Source organism: Pseudoalteromonas sp. McH1-42 (assembly GCF_022347845.1).
GTDB classification, from domain to species: domain Bacteria; phylum Pseudomonadota; class Gammaproteobacteria; order Enterobacterales; family Alteromonadaceae; genus Pseudoalteromonas; species Pseudoalteromonas rubra_D.
Genome location: NZ_JAKRFU010000006.1, coordinates 126,152 through 142,256 on the forward strand (window position 1 = coordinate 126,152; position 16,105 = coordinate 142,256).

A 16,105-nucleotide genomic window follows, 5' to 3' on the forward strand; every position below is an offset into this window, starting at 1 on the left:
CTGTGATACTGAAGCCGCAGTTTTAGGCTGGTTTGCTATTGTGTTTTTCGACTATGCTGGAATTTCAGCCAGAAAGGTGAAGGAGGTATTATCAATTTGGCTGACCCCTCTTCAAGAGCAAGTATTTAGACCTTTTACAATCAATACTGGCTATTTTACGGATCATTACCTTGCCTGATTTATTGCCGGGAAACTCCTGCAATGAATTACCCGGCTGATAGGAATAATAATTATAACTTAAACTGCTCAACACAAGATTTGAGATCATGCGCCAGTTCACTGATTTCATGACAGGCATGAGAAATTTGATTTGCGCCTTCGGTCATTTCAACACCCGCGACATTAATATTCTCAATATTTCGGTTAAGCTCTTCAGACACCACAGACTGCTCGTTACACGCTGCCGCAATTTGAGTACTCATGGCGGCAATGCTGTCAATTTCCTGCTCAATCTGACTGATGGTTTTACTGACCGTATCGGTTTGCTCAACACACACGTCAATCCCCGTCTGACAGGTCCGGGTGGCTTCGCCAGTCTCTTTGGACTTGTGTTGCAAATCACTGACAATTTCAACAATTTGTGTGGTTGAATCTTGTGTCCGGCGTGCCAGTGAACGCACTTCATCAGCCACCACAGCAAAGCCTCGCCCTTGTGTGCCGGCACGTGCCGCTTCAATGGCTGCGTTCAACGCCAGTAAGTTAGTTTGCTCCGCAATCTCGCGGATCACATCCACAACCACATTGATATTTTTAGAGTTCTTTTCAAGATTGACGGCCAGTTCACCCGCATGGGTGACGGTATCCGCCACCGCAGAAATATGTGAAATGCTGCTTTTCAGTGCCACACTCCCCTCGCGGGATTTCATGTGTGCCTGATTAGCGGATTCTGCCCCCATTTCTGTGCTCTGTGCGACCTCAGTCACTGCTGCCTGCATTTCGGTCATTGCCGAAGCAACGGACTGCAGCTCATTTTGTTGATTCTCCATGCCTTTGGCATTTTGTGCCGAGATCATATTAACCTCTTCAACAGCAGAAGAGAGCAAGATAGCGCTGTCATTTATTTTCACAACAAGGCCGTTTAGCTGCTGACGCATTTTCTCCAGTGAGACGAGTAAGGAGCCAAGCTCATTTTGACCCACCGAATCGATTTCAATACGGGTACTTAGATCGCCGTTGGCGATATTTCCGGCCAGGTTCATGGCTTTTTCCAGCGGCCGCCTGACTGCGCCACTGATCACAATACAGATCAATGCAATCATTAACGCTGACACTAAAGTGCTAATAATAATGGCCTTAATTACTATGTTAACGGCCTTGACCGCTGAAGTTTCAGCACTCCCTACATTGTCACTGTTTATTTTTTCCAGTGCACTAAGCTCATCCATTGCTCTGGAAAAAGTGGGATAGCTGTTGAGCACAATGTCATTCGCCTGAGCCACTTTGGCATTACGCACCAGAGAATTGAAATCAGAGGTCGCTGCTGCATACTGTCGCCATGCTCGGGCAAAAGCCTCAAACTGGCGCTGTTCTTTATCTGAAACATCCAACTGGCTGTATAGATGTATTTTACGATCAACGCCGCTACGTAAGTCATTCAAAATAGACAACCACTCGGCCATTTGTGGATGATCCGGGTTCATGGTCGCACCAAATTCGTCTTTACGTATGGTGGTCAGGTCTATTTTAATATCCTTCACGATCTCAACAGAGGGAATACTTGTTTGCACAATAAAGCCCAGATCATCACGGACGCCACTCAGTCCGTTATAGGTCAGTAAACTCACTGCGAAAAAAACTAAAAATACAGATGAAAAACTCAGGCCAATTTGTTTGGTAATTGATAAGTCTTTTATTGCCATGCTCTTTATATAGGTCCCTAATTAGATAATGACTAAAGTGAACAAAAAACCGCCAGAGCTCGACCCTCAGGTAGCACTCTGGCGGTTATCATAAAATACGGTATATTGAGTTAGCATAGAGGCATTTATGTTTGAAATCAGCATACCTATGCAGCAGTATGAATTATAAAACGCGTGCAGTACCAGCTGCGAAAGGCGTATAAATTCCACACGCCACAACTCAATATTTAATCAACCATTATAATGGATTGGCAAATGCGGGGGAATGGAATATTTATTAAGAATTCAGTATTAAATTGTTGTTTTTATGAATAAAAAACAAATAGAGATCAAAAAATAAACCCTCATTAACAAGCATAGAACACACTGATTAAATACGTATTGGATTATTACAAAACCGAATTAACCAATGACTCCGTGCTGAATGATGTTGTACTGCCATTACAGCCCGAACTTGAACTATATTTTAGACCTTCGGCACTGACGACTTTTCTATTCAATGAGATAATATGCAAATCAGGTTGCTTTTGGCCGATACTGATCTGGCCTTGGGCGTAAAGCGTATCGTGTTAAAAGCAATGGGAAAAGATTATGCGTGAACTAACCATATTTTATGACGGCACCTGTCCGCTGTGCGTAAAGGAAATGACGGCACTGACAAAACGCGACACGGCAAAGCGGATCGCAACAGTAGATATCTACAGTGAGGACTTTGCACAGTATCCAACCATTGATGCCAATGAAGCAAATACGATTTTACATGCGCTCGATGCAGACGGGAATCTAATACTTGGTCTTGATGTCACACATCAGGCCTGGCGACTAGTGGGGATGGGATGGTTATACGCGCCACTAAGATGGCCAATCATAAAGCCACTCGCAGACAAACTCTATCTAGTGTTTGCAAAAAACCGCTACCGTATTTCTTATTGGCTCACCGGCCGCTCTCGGTGCGACAGCGGCGTATGTCGAAAATAAGGCATATGTTGTCTCCTCAAAAATTAGTGCGCCTGTGACAAAATAACGGACAATCTTTTTCTCTCGTTTTGTGTAAACAACGTTTGTGTCAGCGATGCCAGTGCGTCATCAGACGCGCCTTTCTCTAAAAGCTCAGACCGTCGTTGTTTATACTCGCTTACTCGCTGCGTCCAACTGGATTGATTGTGGCGAGCTTGCATTAAACGCTGTGCTGCTGCATCTCCATACCGGGCACTGAGTTGGTTGTAATCCATGTTGTGCCAACTGTGTTTTAACGTGATCAGGGTTTGGGTGGCTTCTATCGTTTGTCGCTCTGTTTGTGGTAACTGACTGATATGCGCGCCAATCAGCTCAGTCCGGGTCTGCTCGCTCAGGGTTTTGTCAGATAAAATCTGCCAGCGTGCTAAGGTCTGAGCATGCCAACGGTTCTCGCCTTCAAACCAAGCGGCTATCACTTCAGCGGAAAAGTACAGTCCCTGAAGCGTTTGCAGTGCTTCAAAACGCTCGTGCATAGTCAGATTAGTATCTACCTGAGTCAGTGCCTGTTTATAGGCCATATAATCATGGGCGATATCCCTCAAACAGGGTGGTAGGCGATGTGTCTGTTGCGCCCAGTGCTGTTCCAGTTGCTCGTTTTGCAATAACAAAACCCAGTCGTCGAGCTGATGCTTATGTGCCCGGGTAATGACGCTGCAATGCTCAGGCTCTACTGGCATCACAGCTTCAAACTGCGCTTTAATCTGGTGTGGCGTCTCCGTCACTACGCGTGCGGAGCCAGTCACTATCTCAGTGGTTACTTCGGGGTCCCGTTCAGGTAACAGAGTCCAAAAGCAGACACTTAGTCCAACACAACTGAGTGAAAGTAGACGCCAGTACCTCATAGATTTAACCCCTTCAGGCGGCGAATATGCTGACGATACACAGTCAGAGGGTCCGTTTCGAACAGATGATGAATACCAATTGTCTGATTGACCTGATCCAGGTGGTTCATCTTAAAGTCATTGCCAATCACATTGCCCAGATTACTTGAGCAAGCGGAAACCAGGCCGTCATTGGCTTCGTCAAACACACCAGAGAACAGTAACAAAGCATTATCAGCCGGGTCCAGCAAATTGGTCCATGCCCGGCTGCCGCTCCAGGAAAAATAGTACACGCCGTTACTGGCCAGCGTTTCACCCTGACCGCAATACTGAGCTGGCACGCCTTCAGGATACTTTTGATTAAAAGCGATGGTGCCTTCAGTTGTCAGTGCACTCAGCGCTTCAAGGGCATCTTTGGGCGCCGTTGGCTTGCCTGATAACAAATCAATCAATCCAGCCAGACCATTGGCCAGAGACGCTAAGAACTGCTCCGAAAAAGATCCCTGATCCACACCACCACGCACCACATCAGCAAAGCGGCTACCCCAGTTAACCCCACCAATACTGGTTACCGACGCAACCCATTGGGGCTTAACCGATGCCACATAACGAATAGTTTGTGCGCCCTGGCTATGACCAATCAGGTTGACTTTGTCTTTGCCTGTCAGTGCTCTGATCAGCGCAACCTGCTCCAACAGTTGCTCACCACGCAGCTCTGAGTTGTGTGCCGATGAGACTTCTGCCACATAAACATTCCCGCCTTCCTGGCGGATCACCGAAGGCACCCGATAGAAATAATCGACCCCTAGCAAATTATCAAAACCAAACAGGCCATGAACCAGCACCACTGGGTATTCGAGCTCATCATTACTGTGCGCCAGTTGCGCAAAGAGTGACATCACGCAAAGTAAGAGTGAGAGTGTTATTTTTTTCATTTACTTGCTCCAAAAGTTACAATTTAGCAACAAAAGAGTAGTTCATAGTGGTAAGAGGTCAAGCCTCATCGTTTAAAAAACACACTAAAAAGTCCCCAAAACTTAGGCTACGCTCGCTCATCAAGTTCCTGATAACAGCTGAATTAGAAAATTAACAATTGATAATTAATAACTTTTTTATAAGTTTTGAAGTTACGCGACGTTTTCACTGAAATAGCCAAACGCGCATTGTGTTACAGATGCAAGAATTAGGGCAATTACGTTAAAATTTAAAACGTATGAAAATCCACACCAATCACTTTGAGATTTGCTTATGGTCCAAGTAACACCATGATTGTTATATAAAACCTCTTCTTCAGTTGCTCAGCCTATTGCAATACCATGGCCTGTAATGCCGATGTAATGTCAGGTTTAGTTGATTTGTCGTTTACTTGAACTAGTTTTTGGTGAGACAAACGCAGCGCCTGAACTTCCCAGTGTGATAACGCCGTCTGTTATCGTCAGCTCGCTTAGTTCTGACCTTGTCTCTTCTATATGTACCGTCGAAGTCTGCTTGCTATACAGGTTTAATGCTCTCGGAGCCAGGTAGTCCGTGTGGGGTCGCACGTTAGTTCCTTTCGCAATAAACATCCGTAAGTGAGCGACTTAACCCATAAAGGAACTAAAATGATTAAACTCGAGAACCCATCGAATTTTTTGATGGCAAAACCATTACAAAAGCCAAAAAAAGTGGTAGGTGGCTGGAGCGATAAACAATTGCATGACCACTTACAGTGGGCGGTTGACGTTGAGATGTACACCATTCCATTTTATATGGCTGCTATGTATTCCATTAAAGATCAATCCACTGAAGCTGGTCGCTTGATCAAGTCGGTCGTGAACCAGGAGATGTTACACCTGCAAAGCGCAGCAAACCTTGCCAACGCCTATGGTACTGCTCTTGAGATCCGCGCCCCTCAGTACGGCACAACCATCCCACATCTGGATTTTGACCTGGATGACCCTAACCCGAAAGATATCTACTTCCCACACTCAACGGCCATCGGCGCGTTTGACGTGGAAAGACTGAATACCATGTGTATTATCGAATTCCCCACCTGGAAAGAGAAAGGCGGCACCGGTGCCACAGATGAATATGGCTCCATTGGCGAGTTATACGCTGCAATCAAAGCTGGCTGTGAAGCACGTGTTGATTTACTTCAGGCCAACGCAAAACAGGTAAACCACTTTGGAAACTTTTACCCTGATACGCAGCTGACAATCACCGAAGCTGGTTCTGATGGTTTGACTCAGGCTTACAACCTCATTGATTTGATCACCGATCAGGGAGAAGGGTATGAAAAAACAGCACAGTATATTCCACCCGAATATCAAAATCGTGCGGATGATATTCAGCCTACCTGGGATCACTACGAAAAATTCACTTACCTGTTAAAACAGCCTTTGCCAGAAACCCACGCGATTGTGCCTTACGGTGAACGACAAAAGAGCCTGCAACAAATTCAGTTGCAACACTTTAGCGAATTTCTGGAAATCATGAATGCGACCTTCACGACAGGGAACACCCCGGATGACTTTGCGGTAGTGATGTACAAAAATGGCGCAGCAATCTCAGCCTGCTGGCAAAATGGCGTGTTGCCTTTGTTTTCAATGCCAAATGATCAATAAGGAATGCCATCATGTCTAAAACACTATTCAAAATTCATCCTGCTATTGGCATTGCACGCGTTGGTAACAGTGAAGAATATTACCTGGCGCCTGAGAGCATCGCTGCACTACCTCAGCCAGGCAAACCACAGAAAACCACGGGGGGATTGCCGCTCGACCCTGCTACAGGTGAAGTGATCACCAGCTCTCAATTGCGCGATGAGCAAGGTGCTTTTAAACGCCAGGCAGCGCGCTTTCGTGTGTTTGCTTACACAGACGTTGATCAACCGAGCTACCCTGAACAAGGCCATAGCCAGGAGCTGACTGTGGGCGCCAGCTTTCAGGGCAAAACCGTGACTAACATCAAATGGTGTGTACATCTGGCCAATAAGAAATCGGCCTGGTTTGTAAACGACGACGACCACGGTGTGGTTGCCTACGAAAATGGTAAGTTCCCGGTGTTACGTAACCTGTCTGAAGGCCTGGACCCGTATAACGAAAGCCGATTATCCCGACTGGTCATAGACGCAGGCCCGCGCGTGGTTGACCGGGAGACGCCTGAGGCTGAGTTTGATAACAACGAAGTAGCGGCTTACCTGAAAGACGGTAACAAAGTTGAAGTAGCGGATTACCCTAAATCCTTCCCGTATATGCATTTTGACTACCTGGATATTCCAGAGAAAAATGAACAGGTGAGCAGTGCTCAGTTTAAGATTAAGGACGTGGTGGACCGCAGCGACATCCATAGAGCACGCACACCTTACGGGATCACCAGCCTGGGTGAGCTACACACCGATGCACAGGGACGTCTAATTGTTGCCGGTGGTTATGGCAAGGCTGTTGGCTGGAGGCTCGATAGCAAAGACAAGCCAGTGCCAATTGAAGGGCCAGTCAACAACGACCAGTGGTTTGACGATACGTCAGACGGCCCGGTGACGGCTGTGGTTGAGTTTGACGACGGTAGCATCGAGGAAGTATTCGGCGGCTGGGCGGTTGTGACCGACCCCAGTTACGCACCACAAACATTGAATGTGGTTTCTCTGTTTGATGAAGCCTACGATACCTTTGTCAGAAAGCTGAATTTACAACCTGAGTTATATCGAGATGGTAAATTTAACCCGGATTATAAACCGGCATTTGATGACCACATTAAACCGATCTTTAAAGCGACCGGTCAGCAATTGTGGAACGCCTACTTACCTGAAATTGCCGTCCAGGCCCACAAATCGGTAGACGCGATCGTTGCAGAGGATGATCCGGACCGCACCATTTTAGCTGGCTTAGCCTATATTCGTCAGCCTAACCCGGGCACTGAGGCAACCTGGCGCTCGCAGTCGATTGACGAAGGTGCACCACTAATGCCGCTGGCATTGGGTGATTCCAGCGCAGCGGGTGGCAAGCCCTTTTTGACCCCCACCGTCACTCAGTACCAGTTCCTGCACAGCTGGTCGAATCATAACTATGTGCACACCAGCACGCAAAAGCTCAATGAGGGCGAATACCTGGATCGGGCGACTCTGCAAAACTGCTTAGGTGGACGTTTTAGCCCGGGCATTGATATGACCTGGATCATTCGCGAGCCCGCCATGTATCAGGACTGGCTGACCGGTGCAGGGCCATTTCGTATCAAGCATAAACCACTTAACTACGCGAGCGTGCAAACCGACAAGCCATTTTTAGGCTTGGGCTGGATCCCACAACATGAAGACGTTGAGCATTTAGGTTTAGAGCCAGGTGATGCCACTAAGTTTATGGCCCTGCCCTGGCATGCGGATTATAACTCCTGTGCTATTCACCAGACTTCACCGAATGACCTCAATTCTGAAACTCTCTACTGGTCGTGGCCGGCGCAGCGCCCGGTTACAGTTTATGTAGCACAAGACTATGATATCAATAGCAAAGAACTACCGGCACAGCGTTACTCGGTACGAGGATCCGGCACTTATCCGCAGGAAAACTCTCCAGAAGATAAACATGACTTAGCCAATGCCGGGCGCTTCTGGGAATACCGGGAAATGCTGACCAAGTGGGACGACATTGGCGTAATAGTTCAGGGCACGGTGATTGATGATGGCAAGCAGTACGCTGACAACGTGTACCTTGAGGTCGAAAGCCGATTGGTAGGAAATCCACCAGAGTTAGCCGATCCGACTCCCTGGCCAATGATAGGTGGTAATGGCACAGCAACGAAAAAGAAATAAGGAAATATAATGAGCGCGATTGATGACAACAGGGAATTTGACGTGGCCATTGTTGGTGGTGGTCCGGCAGGGACAGCGACAGGGATCGCGCTACAAAATATCGGCGTCGGCAGGGTTTTCCTTGCCGAGGCTGGTAGTTACAGCAAACCCAAAATTGGCGAGAGTATTCCGCCTGACACCCGTAAATTGTTTCAGCGTCTGAACATTGCTGATGCCTTTGAACAACAAGACCATGAACCTTGTCTGGGCAGTTTCTCCAGCTGGGGCAGCGCACAACTGGGGTTTAATGACAACCTGTTCAATCCCTATGGCGCTGGCTGGCATCTCGACAGACGTCGCTTTGACCAGTTTATGGCAGATCAGTTTAAACAAAGGGGTGGTCACCTTGCCTGTGAAACGCGCTTTGCGTCTGTCTCTGTTGAGCACAACACGCCCTATCCATTGCAGTTATCTTTTGACGACCAGCCGCCTGTACGATGTCGCTTTGTAGTGGATGCCACAGGTCAGTCTGCCATTGTTGCCCGCAGATTTGGTGCCCAACCCAAAATGCAGGATACGATGCTAAGCATTGCCGCTTATTTTGATTGCAAAGATACCGACTTAAATACACTCAAGCTGACTTTGCTTGAGGCCATCGACCTTGGCTGGTGGTATTGCGCCTCTATTCCAAACAACCAGCTGGTGGTCAGTTTGACAACCGATGCCCATATCGCCAAAGAACATGGGCTGAAAGATCCCAAAAATTGGTTCGCCCTGTTACATCAGAGCACACATGTGGCAGAACGCGTACACAGCCTCGCCCCGCCTGCGCATTTACACTACTGGAAAACCCCCTCCAGTTTGCTTAATCCGCCGGCAGGCAATGGCTGGCTGGCCGTTGGCGACGCCGCATCCTGCTATGATCCCATCAGCTCTCAGGGGGTTTATAAAGCGCTGGCAACCGGGCTTAAAGCCGCACACGCCATCGCAGACTGGCTGGATAATAAGCCAACTACACTGGCTAAGTACCGACAATACATAGGCAATGAGTTTATTAATTACCTCAGCCAAAGAGAATACTTCTACCAACAAGAGCAGCGCTGGTATGAGGCCGCATTCTGGCTTCAGCGCCGGGCAAGCTGACGGTAATACAAGTTACCACTCAAAAATCAACAAACATGCCCGCCAAGTCGGGCATTCTAGTTTTAAAATTTAGCTAATCCGGCAGTACGCTCACTCCCCGCCTTTTAGCCAGTCAGACTTTTCATAGGTGTACTCTATATTAAAGCTGCTATCCGGATAGAGCGTAAAAATCAATCCCCAGATCTGCTCATTGCTTGTTTCGAGCAGGTTATCACGAAGGAAAAAGGCGGCACTATGTAAATCAATAGTAGCCTGAAGTGGGACATCCACACTAAGGGCAGGGCATGTTTTCTGTCCGTTAAAGTGCTTCCACATCGTTTTAGCTGTCGCACCATCGCCAATTTCTAATATCATTTCCAGCTTATCGAACTGCTCTTCAGGGTCAAAGTGGGCAAAAAGCACGTTTCCCAGAATATTGTATGCTTGTTCTGTATTCATCGCTCATTCTTTAATCTGTTTAGGCCTGTGCTGTCTCTTCACAATAGCACTTAAATCACAACAACGAGGCCGCCCCTTGTGAGGAACTTGCAGAAACATACAGTACAATTACTCCATACGCTAAGAAAGGCATGATCAGCGTGTTCTGCAATGATGAATGCAGTAGGTAAGAACGAAAAGACCAGGCGCCTTCGGTTTAAAGCGCAACACCTGATTGTTACGCTGCTCGTAAACGGGAAAGGAAAAGTCTAATTTCCTTTCCCGCTGAACCTGGCGAACTCTTAGAGCTGGCTTGTGTTGTTTTGCGCTATTGCCACATCGGTCGCCCGCGCGTATTCGACGTAGTCGACATACAGCAAATTGACTATTTTGCCGTACTGATTTTTCTCAGGCAGCTCGACCATTGCACTACCTAATGCCCGGTTTGCTTCTTTGGAGACCGGCCATACTGCCGTTGGCGGGGTAAGTGTCCATGAGAGTAAGAAGAGGTCACACGGCACGCTTGGATCTTTTTCGCATTTGCCGGTAAATCTCTCGAATTTCTCAAACTGATCTTTCTTCATCGAACTAAAGCTAATGGTTTTTGAATACTCATCAAAGACAGTGAGATCAGCTTGAGCAACGGCTTCCGAATCCCAGTCTTTGTAAACCCAAAAACCTTGCTGTGGTTGGTCAATCGCTAAGTCATTGCCAATGGCGACCATCATTGCCGTACCCTCGTTTACGTATTCACTGAGCGCGCCCTCAGCTAAACGCTTGCCTTCAGGTTTCGTTTTAACCATCCATAAGCCTATTGCGTCTTCGACTTGTTGACGAAATGCCGGGTAATTAGCGCTATTGATGCCATCAAAGTGAGAAAACTTAAGGATGGCAAGTTCCTTATGACCTTGCTCACAGTAGGCACGAATGTCGGACAGTACCTCTGATAAGTCAGGCCCGGTAATTGGGCCGTGATGAATAACAAACTTACTGCCTGTCCATTTGGGACGCAAATCGAAGTACCTGACTCCAGCTTCCAATTGACCTTTAATTGACAAGTCTTGCGTTTTGCCAAAGACGGCGAGTCCACCTTTATACATCCCCGAATCATGAGAAGCTGGCAGAGCCAATTCTGATATAGTTCTGTTACCCAGTTCACTTAACCTGTCTTGCATCCATGAAGCCCGATTTGTAAGCATGGAGGTGGAATACCACAATCCGTATAGAATTGTTTCTGAAGGGTGTACCTGCACTGCTGTGTTATTAGCAATACCAACAGAAGGACGCTGACCATCATCAAATTCAACAGCGTCACTTTGCCAGTCAATTTGAGTGCCACTAATTTGGCCCTGGCGTTGATAAAGCTTTCCGCCCTGACTCCATACTGCTATCACCATTTCATCGTCGGTTAACGCGACACTTGGCGCCGTACCCGATCCAAACTCATGGCTACTTCCAAAATCAATTTTGCTGCCATTCACTCGACCCACGTGATACCAGACTTTTGATTTGCTTTGAGACTGATGTACTTCAACAACGTAGCCATTATTATTCAAGGCAACCTGAGGAACGGAACCAGAGTCGTATTCATGACTGGAATACCAATGAACTTCGCTCCCGTTTACCTGCCCCACGTGATAGTAAAGACCGTTGCTAAATGGGCTTTGAGTCTTATGAACTTCTACCACAATACCATCGTCGTTGACTGCAACATGCGGTTCAATACCACTGTCGTACTTATGAGAGCTATGCCAGCTTACGCCGTTTGAAGACACATCCCCGACATGATAGTACAGTGTAGAGCCAGCCTGGTTTTTATGAACTTCAACCGCAACCCCCCGGTTGTTCATTGCCACAGCAGGCGTGTTACCGTCATCATAGTGGTGACTGGATCCCCAGCTTACAGTTGCTTTGTTTAAGTTGCCAAATCGATAGTAAAGCTTATAACCTTCTTCGTTCTTATGTACCTCCAGTATCTGGCCAGAAGCATTAATCGCTACGTTGGGAATACTGCCTGTGTCGTATTGTTCTGCTAGTCCAAAAAATACATCTTTCATCGGTTTATTCCTCATATTGACCGTTTAATAAGTGATGAAAGGTTAGAAGGTCCGGGATAAGCTTGGTATTACATAATATTACGTGCAGTCTTAATGACTGTAGGAACGGGCGTTAGTCAACTGGCCACTCTTTAGCATTTGTTAATGCAAAAGAGTGGCATAAACACACGACCACCCTATGACTACTGCTGAATGATCGACGCAAGACGCTTTTTAATTATTGGGTGTGTTGTTGCCTGATAAAACGCCGTCAGTTTGCCGATATTCTCCTCTGATAACGTGTAGTCAGCACGCTGATATGTCCTGACAAACGCATCCACTGTATTCACATCTGGCGCATCGGTCAGGCTGGTGACAACCTGATCCTGATAGACTTCATTGTTCGCCAACGACTTGATTGTATTGCGCCTGACCTGTCCGTCTGTATGGTTCAGATATTCGGGCAGCCTGTTCACCAAAGCTGGATTTTTGCTATTGGCGATCGCCAAAATGGCTGTTGGCAGCTGTTGTGGCTCGGTCAATTTGCGTTCTAATAATCGCTCCACCTGCTGTGACTGAGCTGGCGAAAACTTATTCATCGTGCCAATACTCAGCAATGCAACGCCTGACAATGTTTGGTCAGAATGATCGTCTGCCACAGCTTGCAGGCTGGTAAATGCAATATTTGACGCATTTTCGATTCTGCCCAGTGCCATTGCGACCTTTTGCAAGGAGGGGTGGTCAAGGTCACGTTCAATCAGCAAGTCAGCAAGGGTTTGTTCGGCCTCCGGTGTCTGTGCTTTTTGCAACGAATAGATCAATGCAGAGTTCAGACCAGCATGCTCCGTCAGGTAGGCCTTAATGGTGCTATGATCGTAGTTCTCTAACATGAACTTGCCGATTTCTTTTGCCAGCATGGGATCCAAAGAACCAGTTAACTGATCCAACTGTGCCATAAAGTTTTCCGCTGTGATCACAATCGGTGCAGACTGGCTATTATTTAACGAGGGGACACTCGCATTATGAGATGCGCTCCAATTGGCCAGAGCAAATGGCTGGTATTCAACAGGCTGTATTTTTACTGTTTGTACAATTTGATATTGTTGCGTGTTTTGCTGCAAAGTTTGCGTATGACTATACTCAAGCGTGAGCGGGCCTGGCTGATTGGTCATAGTATGTTCAGCGTTTTTTAATGTGAGTAACCAGCTTTCTTGCGCTTTATTATTGGTTTGTCTCTGTTGTCTCACAATTTTCCTGCCAATGGTATTACCATCTTGCTCAAAGCGATAAGTCGTTGATCCCAACGCATCATTAAAAGTCAGTATTTCTGTTAGTGAATAGCTCATCAGATCCAGTATTTTTGGTAACACGGATAACGGATGAGACTGAGCTAAACCCAATAGGTCTGAGTGCACAAATTGCTGGCCGTCATAAGAAAAGTAAAACGGTAACTGCTGCGGCATGTGCTGAGTTTTGTTATCAGAGACAAATTCTATATCGGTTAACAGCGCGGCAGACCTTGAAGCATTCCCTAAAGCCTGATGAAAGTACATGTTCCAGGTTAAATCAGAGTGAGCAAACGCAGTGCCTTTATCACTCAATACAGCAGACTGTATATGGACCCGATATCCAGAGACATGCTCCTGGCTCTTGACGTGATTGGGGTTAGCAGTGCGCACGGCTTTAGCGTCTGGGCTCTGATAGGCCTGTTTAAATGACAAATTAGCCACGAAAACCAAAATACCTAATAAACTAAAAGAAGCCAGCGTAATCGTTATTTTTTTCATAAAGCTATCTCGAAATGGTGGCCTTATTCAGGCCACCAACATCCAGGGGTTATAGATCTTCCCAAACAGGGCTTGCATATTCGTACAATACGGTTTCACGCGTATACAGCGGGTCCCATTTCAGGACATCCACATTAAACTGCAACAACCCCCAAAGCTTTTTGCAGTAAGCCTGGATCTTGCCATCTCCACCAGTCAGCTTAGTGCTTACCTTCAGCTCCAGGAAGCCTTGTTCAATCACTTGTTCATCCTGAACGATGCGACGGATTCCGGCTTCTACATAGCCCTTGCCCTTCACTTTTAGTAAGTTAACTTTACCTTTAACACCGGCTTCAGAGATGCCATGGCCAAACGATCCATACGCCGAACTGGATACTACACCGCCGACAAACGGCTCTACAGCAGCATAGACATAATCTGGGCGTCTTACTCCGTCTACCTCAAATGGCTCTTCGTTGCCATGCCCACCAATCACACCACCCACGGTAAATTCAGCACCGGCTTCAATACCCGCACCAAATTTAACGCCTAATTTGAGCAGGCCCAGAGGGTCAAGCGGCAGCTCAACTTTAGGCTTAATGGGTTCAGGGATCAGATCAAAGTAATACTCAACAGGATAGGTGATCGAAGCATCTAACAGATCGTCACAGTTTGGCTTGAAGGCTGCGACAGTGTCTTCACCTACAGTAAAATTAAAGCTCATGCCCTGAGTACAATCCAGTTTGCTGGGGTTAAACGAAAACTCCAGCTCCCCGATGGACATTTTAAAGTTACGGTTATTCAGCTTTAGCCAGTTTCCAGCCTGATAAAAACCTTGTGTAGCACCATTTTGTACCTGATCAACGTACATCCAGCCCTGCTGATCACGATACTGATGAGACTGGCCAATCACTTTGTTCTTTTGTATCGAACGCGCATTACGCTCAACATAGCCAGGATCTTTATACAGGTAAGCATTTGCAACCGGTGACAATGTAATCGCAGAGATAACGCTCAACATTGCAGCGTATTTAAACTTCATAATTTCCTCATTATTTTATTAGAATTTTAAAATTTCATTTCTACATATGTTGCGCAACACCAAAAAGATACACATTTATTTTTACATTTTGCTTTCAAGATTACCTTTTTGTGGTAAATGAGGTTTTCGTTTATGTTTTGGGTAAAAAATTAGCACTTTAGTTTTATTCATGCTTTCAATTGAATTTACTAGAGTTTTTGTCCTAAAAGTCAGATATCAGAATGTATTCCAGGTGCCTCTTTCAAAGTGCACAGACGTCCCCCAACAGGAATAGTGCGAAAATATAAACAATAAACACCAACACTGTTACAAATGGCTGTCACACATCTCATGTAATAAAGACGGATGATCTGTACTGTGCATTTAAGTACTATTACCTGACCAGATTAAATTGCTCAAAGACATAGCCCAGGTTCAAAGAGGATAGAAATGGCGTTTACAAACAAAGATGTGTTGATTGTATTAGGTTGCACCAATGATGATAGCGGCGTGCTTTCCAGCCTGGCGAAAGAGCGGGCAGACAAAGCAATTGAAGTGCTTAGCAAGCATCAGATCCGGTGTGTGCTTACTGGTGGCTTTGGTTCACACTTTAATGCCACAACAACGCCACACTACGAATATATGCGACACTACATCGAAGGCCAGCTTACCCAGCCGATGCACTTTATTCAGGGGATATCGTCAGCCAATACATTCGAGGATGCGCAAAAAACCAGTGAACTTCTTAACGACCTGGACTACATCAATGCGTATGTGATTACTTCAGATTTTCACGCAGCCCGGGTCGGCATGCTGTTCGAATTATTCTGTAAAAAACGCGTCAGGCTCATCACATCTATCACTAAAAAGAATGCCAGAGAGTTAATTGCACTGATGCAACACGAAATCAAGGCCATCTCCTATGCCGCCAAGCTCAATAACCTTTGATGCATATCCACAGAATTAAGCGAGCATAAAGCAACAATAAATTCACCTGCTATGCCTGGTTGCTATGCTTAAGTGCTTGCTGTTTGATTCCCACATTGACGAGCAGTTGGATTGCCACCACGCAAATTCCAGTATAGTTAATTCTGGGTGTCAGTTCCTACAACTATCAATGGCTTTGATGGGTTTGTTGTACCTGCCAAGCGTGGCAACGAAAAACGGCAATTCGCAAACACTGCCGTTCTGAAATGCAAAGTGTAACTGGTCCAAAGTTATACCTACTACAAACCCAAAATATCGTAGACAGGCAGATGTCTT

At 46.4% G+C, this 16,105-nt stretch carries 12 protein-coding genes; 5 read left to right on the top strand and 7 right to left on the bottom strand.

The window, feature by feature from the left end:
* Positions 1–230: 230 nt before the first annotated feature.
* Entirely contained in the window at positions 231–1,859 is a 1,629-nt protein-coding gene (locus MHN31_RS06600; protein WP_239443824.1) for a methyl-accepting chemotaxis protein, read from the bottom strand.
* Positions 1,860–2,450: 591 nt separating this feature from the next.
* Here MHN31_RS06600 and MHN31_RS06605 point away from each other — a divergent pair.
* Complete coding sequence (locus tag MHN31_RS06605; RefSeq protein ID WP_010380254.1) at positions 2,451–2,837, top strand: DUF393 domain-containing protein; 387 nt, start codon at positions 2,451–2,453, stop codon at positions 2,835–2,837.
* Between the two features lie 23 nt (positions 2,838–2,860).
* Here the strand turns inward: MHN31_RS06605 and MHN31_RS06610 are convergent, their stop codons facing one another.
* Complete coding sequence (locus tag MHN31_RS06610) at positions 2,861–3,718, bottom strand: lipase chaperone (protein ID WP_239443825.1); 858 nt, start codon at positions 3,716–3,718, stop codon at positions 2,861–2,863.
* On the bottom strand, positions 3,715–4,632 hold the full coding sequence (locus tag MHN31_RS06615) for a triacylglycerol lipase (RefSeq protein ID WP_239443826.1): 918 nt from the start codon (positions 4,630–4,632) through the stop codon (positions 3,715–3,717). The genes MHN31_RS06610 and MHN31_RS06615 overlap by 4 nt, the downstream gene beginning before the upstream one ends.
* 666 nt (positions 4,633–5,298) lie before the next feature.
* Between MHN31_RS06615 and MHN31_RS06620 the strand changes: the two genes are divergently transcribed.
* Genes MHN31_RS06620 through MHN31_RS06630 form a run of 3 tightly spaced genes read left to right on the top strand, consistent with a single transcriptional unit; the run spans position 5,299 to position 9,602 of the window.
* Positions 5,299–6,300: a ferritin-like protein gene (locus MHN31_RS06620; protein ID WP_239443827.1), complete on the top strand. Its 1,002-nt coding sequence runs from the start codon at positions 5,299–5,301 to the stop codon at positions 6,298–6,300.
* An 11-nt stretch (positions 6,301–6,311) separates the two neighbouring features.
* Positions 6,312–8,480, top strand: coding sequence for a LodA/GoxA family CTQ-dependent oxidase (locus MHN31_RS06625; protein WP_239443828.1), 2,169 nt, complete (start codon positions 6,312–6,314; stop codon positions 8,478–8,480).
* 9 nt (positions 8,481–8,489) lie between these two features.
* A complete protein-coding gene (locus tag MHN31_RS06630) occupies positions 8,490–9,602 on the top strand; it encodes a tryptophan 7-halogenase (RefSeq protein ID WP_239443829.1) in 1,113 nt (370 codons plus the stop codon).
* A gap of 90 nt (positions 9,603–9,692) precedes the next feature.
* Here MHN31_RS06630 and MHN31_RS06635 read toward each other — a convergent pair whose 3' ends face one another.
* The 4 genes from MHN31_RS06635 to MHN31_RS06650 all read right to left on the bottom strand — a co-directional run bounded on the left by MHN31_RS06635 (position 9,693) and on the right by MHN31_RS06650 (position 14,863).
* A complete protein-coding gene (locus MHN31_RS06635) occupies positions 9,693–10,040 on the bottom strand; it encodes a hypothetical protein (protein WP_194866981.1) in 348 nt (115 codons plus the stop codon).
* 281 nt (positions 10,041–10,321) lie between these two features.
* The gene (locus MHN31_RS06640; RefSeq protein ID WP_239443830.1) at positions 10,322–12,076 is read right to left on the bottom strand and encodes a hypothetical protein; all 1,755 of its coding nucleotides are present in this window, start codon (positions 12,074–12,076) and stop codon (positions 10,322–10,324) included.
* Between the two features lie 182 nt (positions 12,077–12,258).
* Entirely contained in the window at positions 12,259–13,842 is a 1,584-nt protein-coding gene (locus MHN31_RS06645) for a hypothetical protein (RefSeq protein ID WP_239443831.1), read from the bottom strand.
* Between the two features lie 49 nt (positions 13,843–13,891).
* Positions 13,892–14,863, bottom strand: coding sequence for a hypothetical protein (locus tag MHN31_RS06650; protein WP_049862959.1), 972 nt, complete (start codon positions 14,861–14,863; stop codon positions 13,892–13,894).
* Between the two features lie 429 nt (positions 14,864–15,292).
* On the opposite strand from MHN31_RS06650, the gene MHN31_RS06655 reads away from it, so the two are divergent.
* Complete coding sequence (locus MHN31_RS06655; RefSeq protein WP_239443832.1) at positions 15,293–15,790, top strand: YdcF family protein; 498 nt, start codon at positions 15,293–15,295, stop codon at positions 15,788–15,790.
* The last annotated feature ends 315 nt before the right edge of the window (positions 15,791–16,105 follow it).

Bases quoted from the DNA above. Each gene is read 5' to 3' on its own strand.
- MHN31_RS06600 (WP_239443824.1), bottom strand. From the start codon at position 1,859: ATGGCAATAAAAGACTTATCAATTACCAAACAAATTGGCCTGAGTTTT.
- MHN31_RS06605 (WP_010380254.1), top strand. From the start codon at position 2,451: ATGCGTGAACTAACCATATTTTATGACGGCACCTGTCCGCTGTGCGTA.
- MHN31_RS06610 (WP_239443825.1), bottom strand. From the start codon at position 3,718: ATGAGGTACTGGCGTCTACTTTCACTCAGTTGTGTTGGACTAAGTGTC.
- MHN31_RS06615 (WP_239443826.1), bottom strand. From the start codon at position 4,632: ATGAAAAAAATAACACTCTCACTCTTACTTTGCGTGATGTCACTCTTT.
- MHN31_RS06620 (WP_239443827.1), top strand. From the start codon at position 5,299: ATGATTAAACTCGAGAACCCATCGAATTTTTTGATGGCAAAACCATTA.
- MHN31_RS06625 (WP_239443828.1), top strand. From the start codon at position 6,312: ATGTCTAAAACACTATTCAAAATTCATCCTGCTATTGGCATTGCACGC.
- MHN31_RS06630 (WP_239443829.1), top strand. From the start codon at position 8,490: ATGAGCGCGATTGATGACAACAGGGAATTTGACGTGGCCATTGTTGGT.
- MHN31_RS06635 (WP_194866981.1), bottom strand. From the start codon at position 10,040: ATGAATACAGAACAAGCATACAATATTCTGGGAAACGTGCTTTTTGCC.
- MHN31_RS06640 (WP_239443830.1), bottom strand. From the start codon at position 12,076: ATGAAAGATGTATTTTTTGGACTAGCAGAACAATACGACACAGGCAGT.
- MHN31_RS06645 (WP_239443831.1), bottom strand. From the start codon at position 13,842: ATGAAAAAAATAACGATTACGCTGGCTTCTTTTAGTTTATTAGGTATT.
- MHN31_RS06650 (WP_049862959.1), bottom strand. From the start codon at position 14,863: ATGAAGTTTAAATACGCTGCAATGTTGAGCGTTATCTCTGCGATTACA.
- MHN31_RS06655 (WP_239443832.1), top strand. From the start codon at position 15,293: ATGGCGTTTACAAACAAAGATGTGTTGATTGTATTAGGTTGCACCAAT.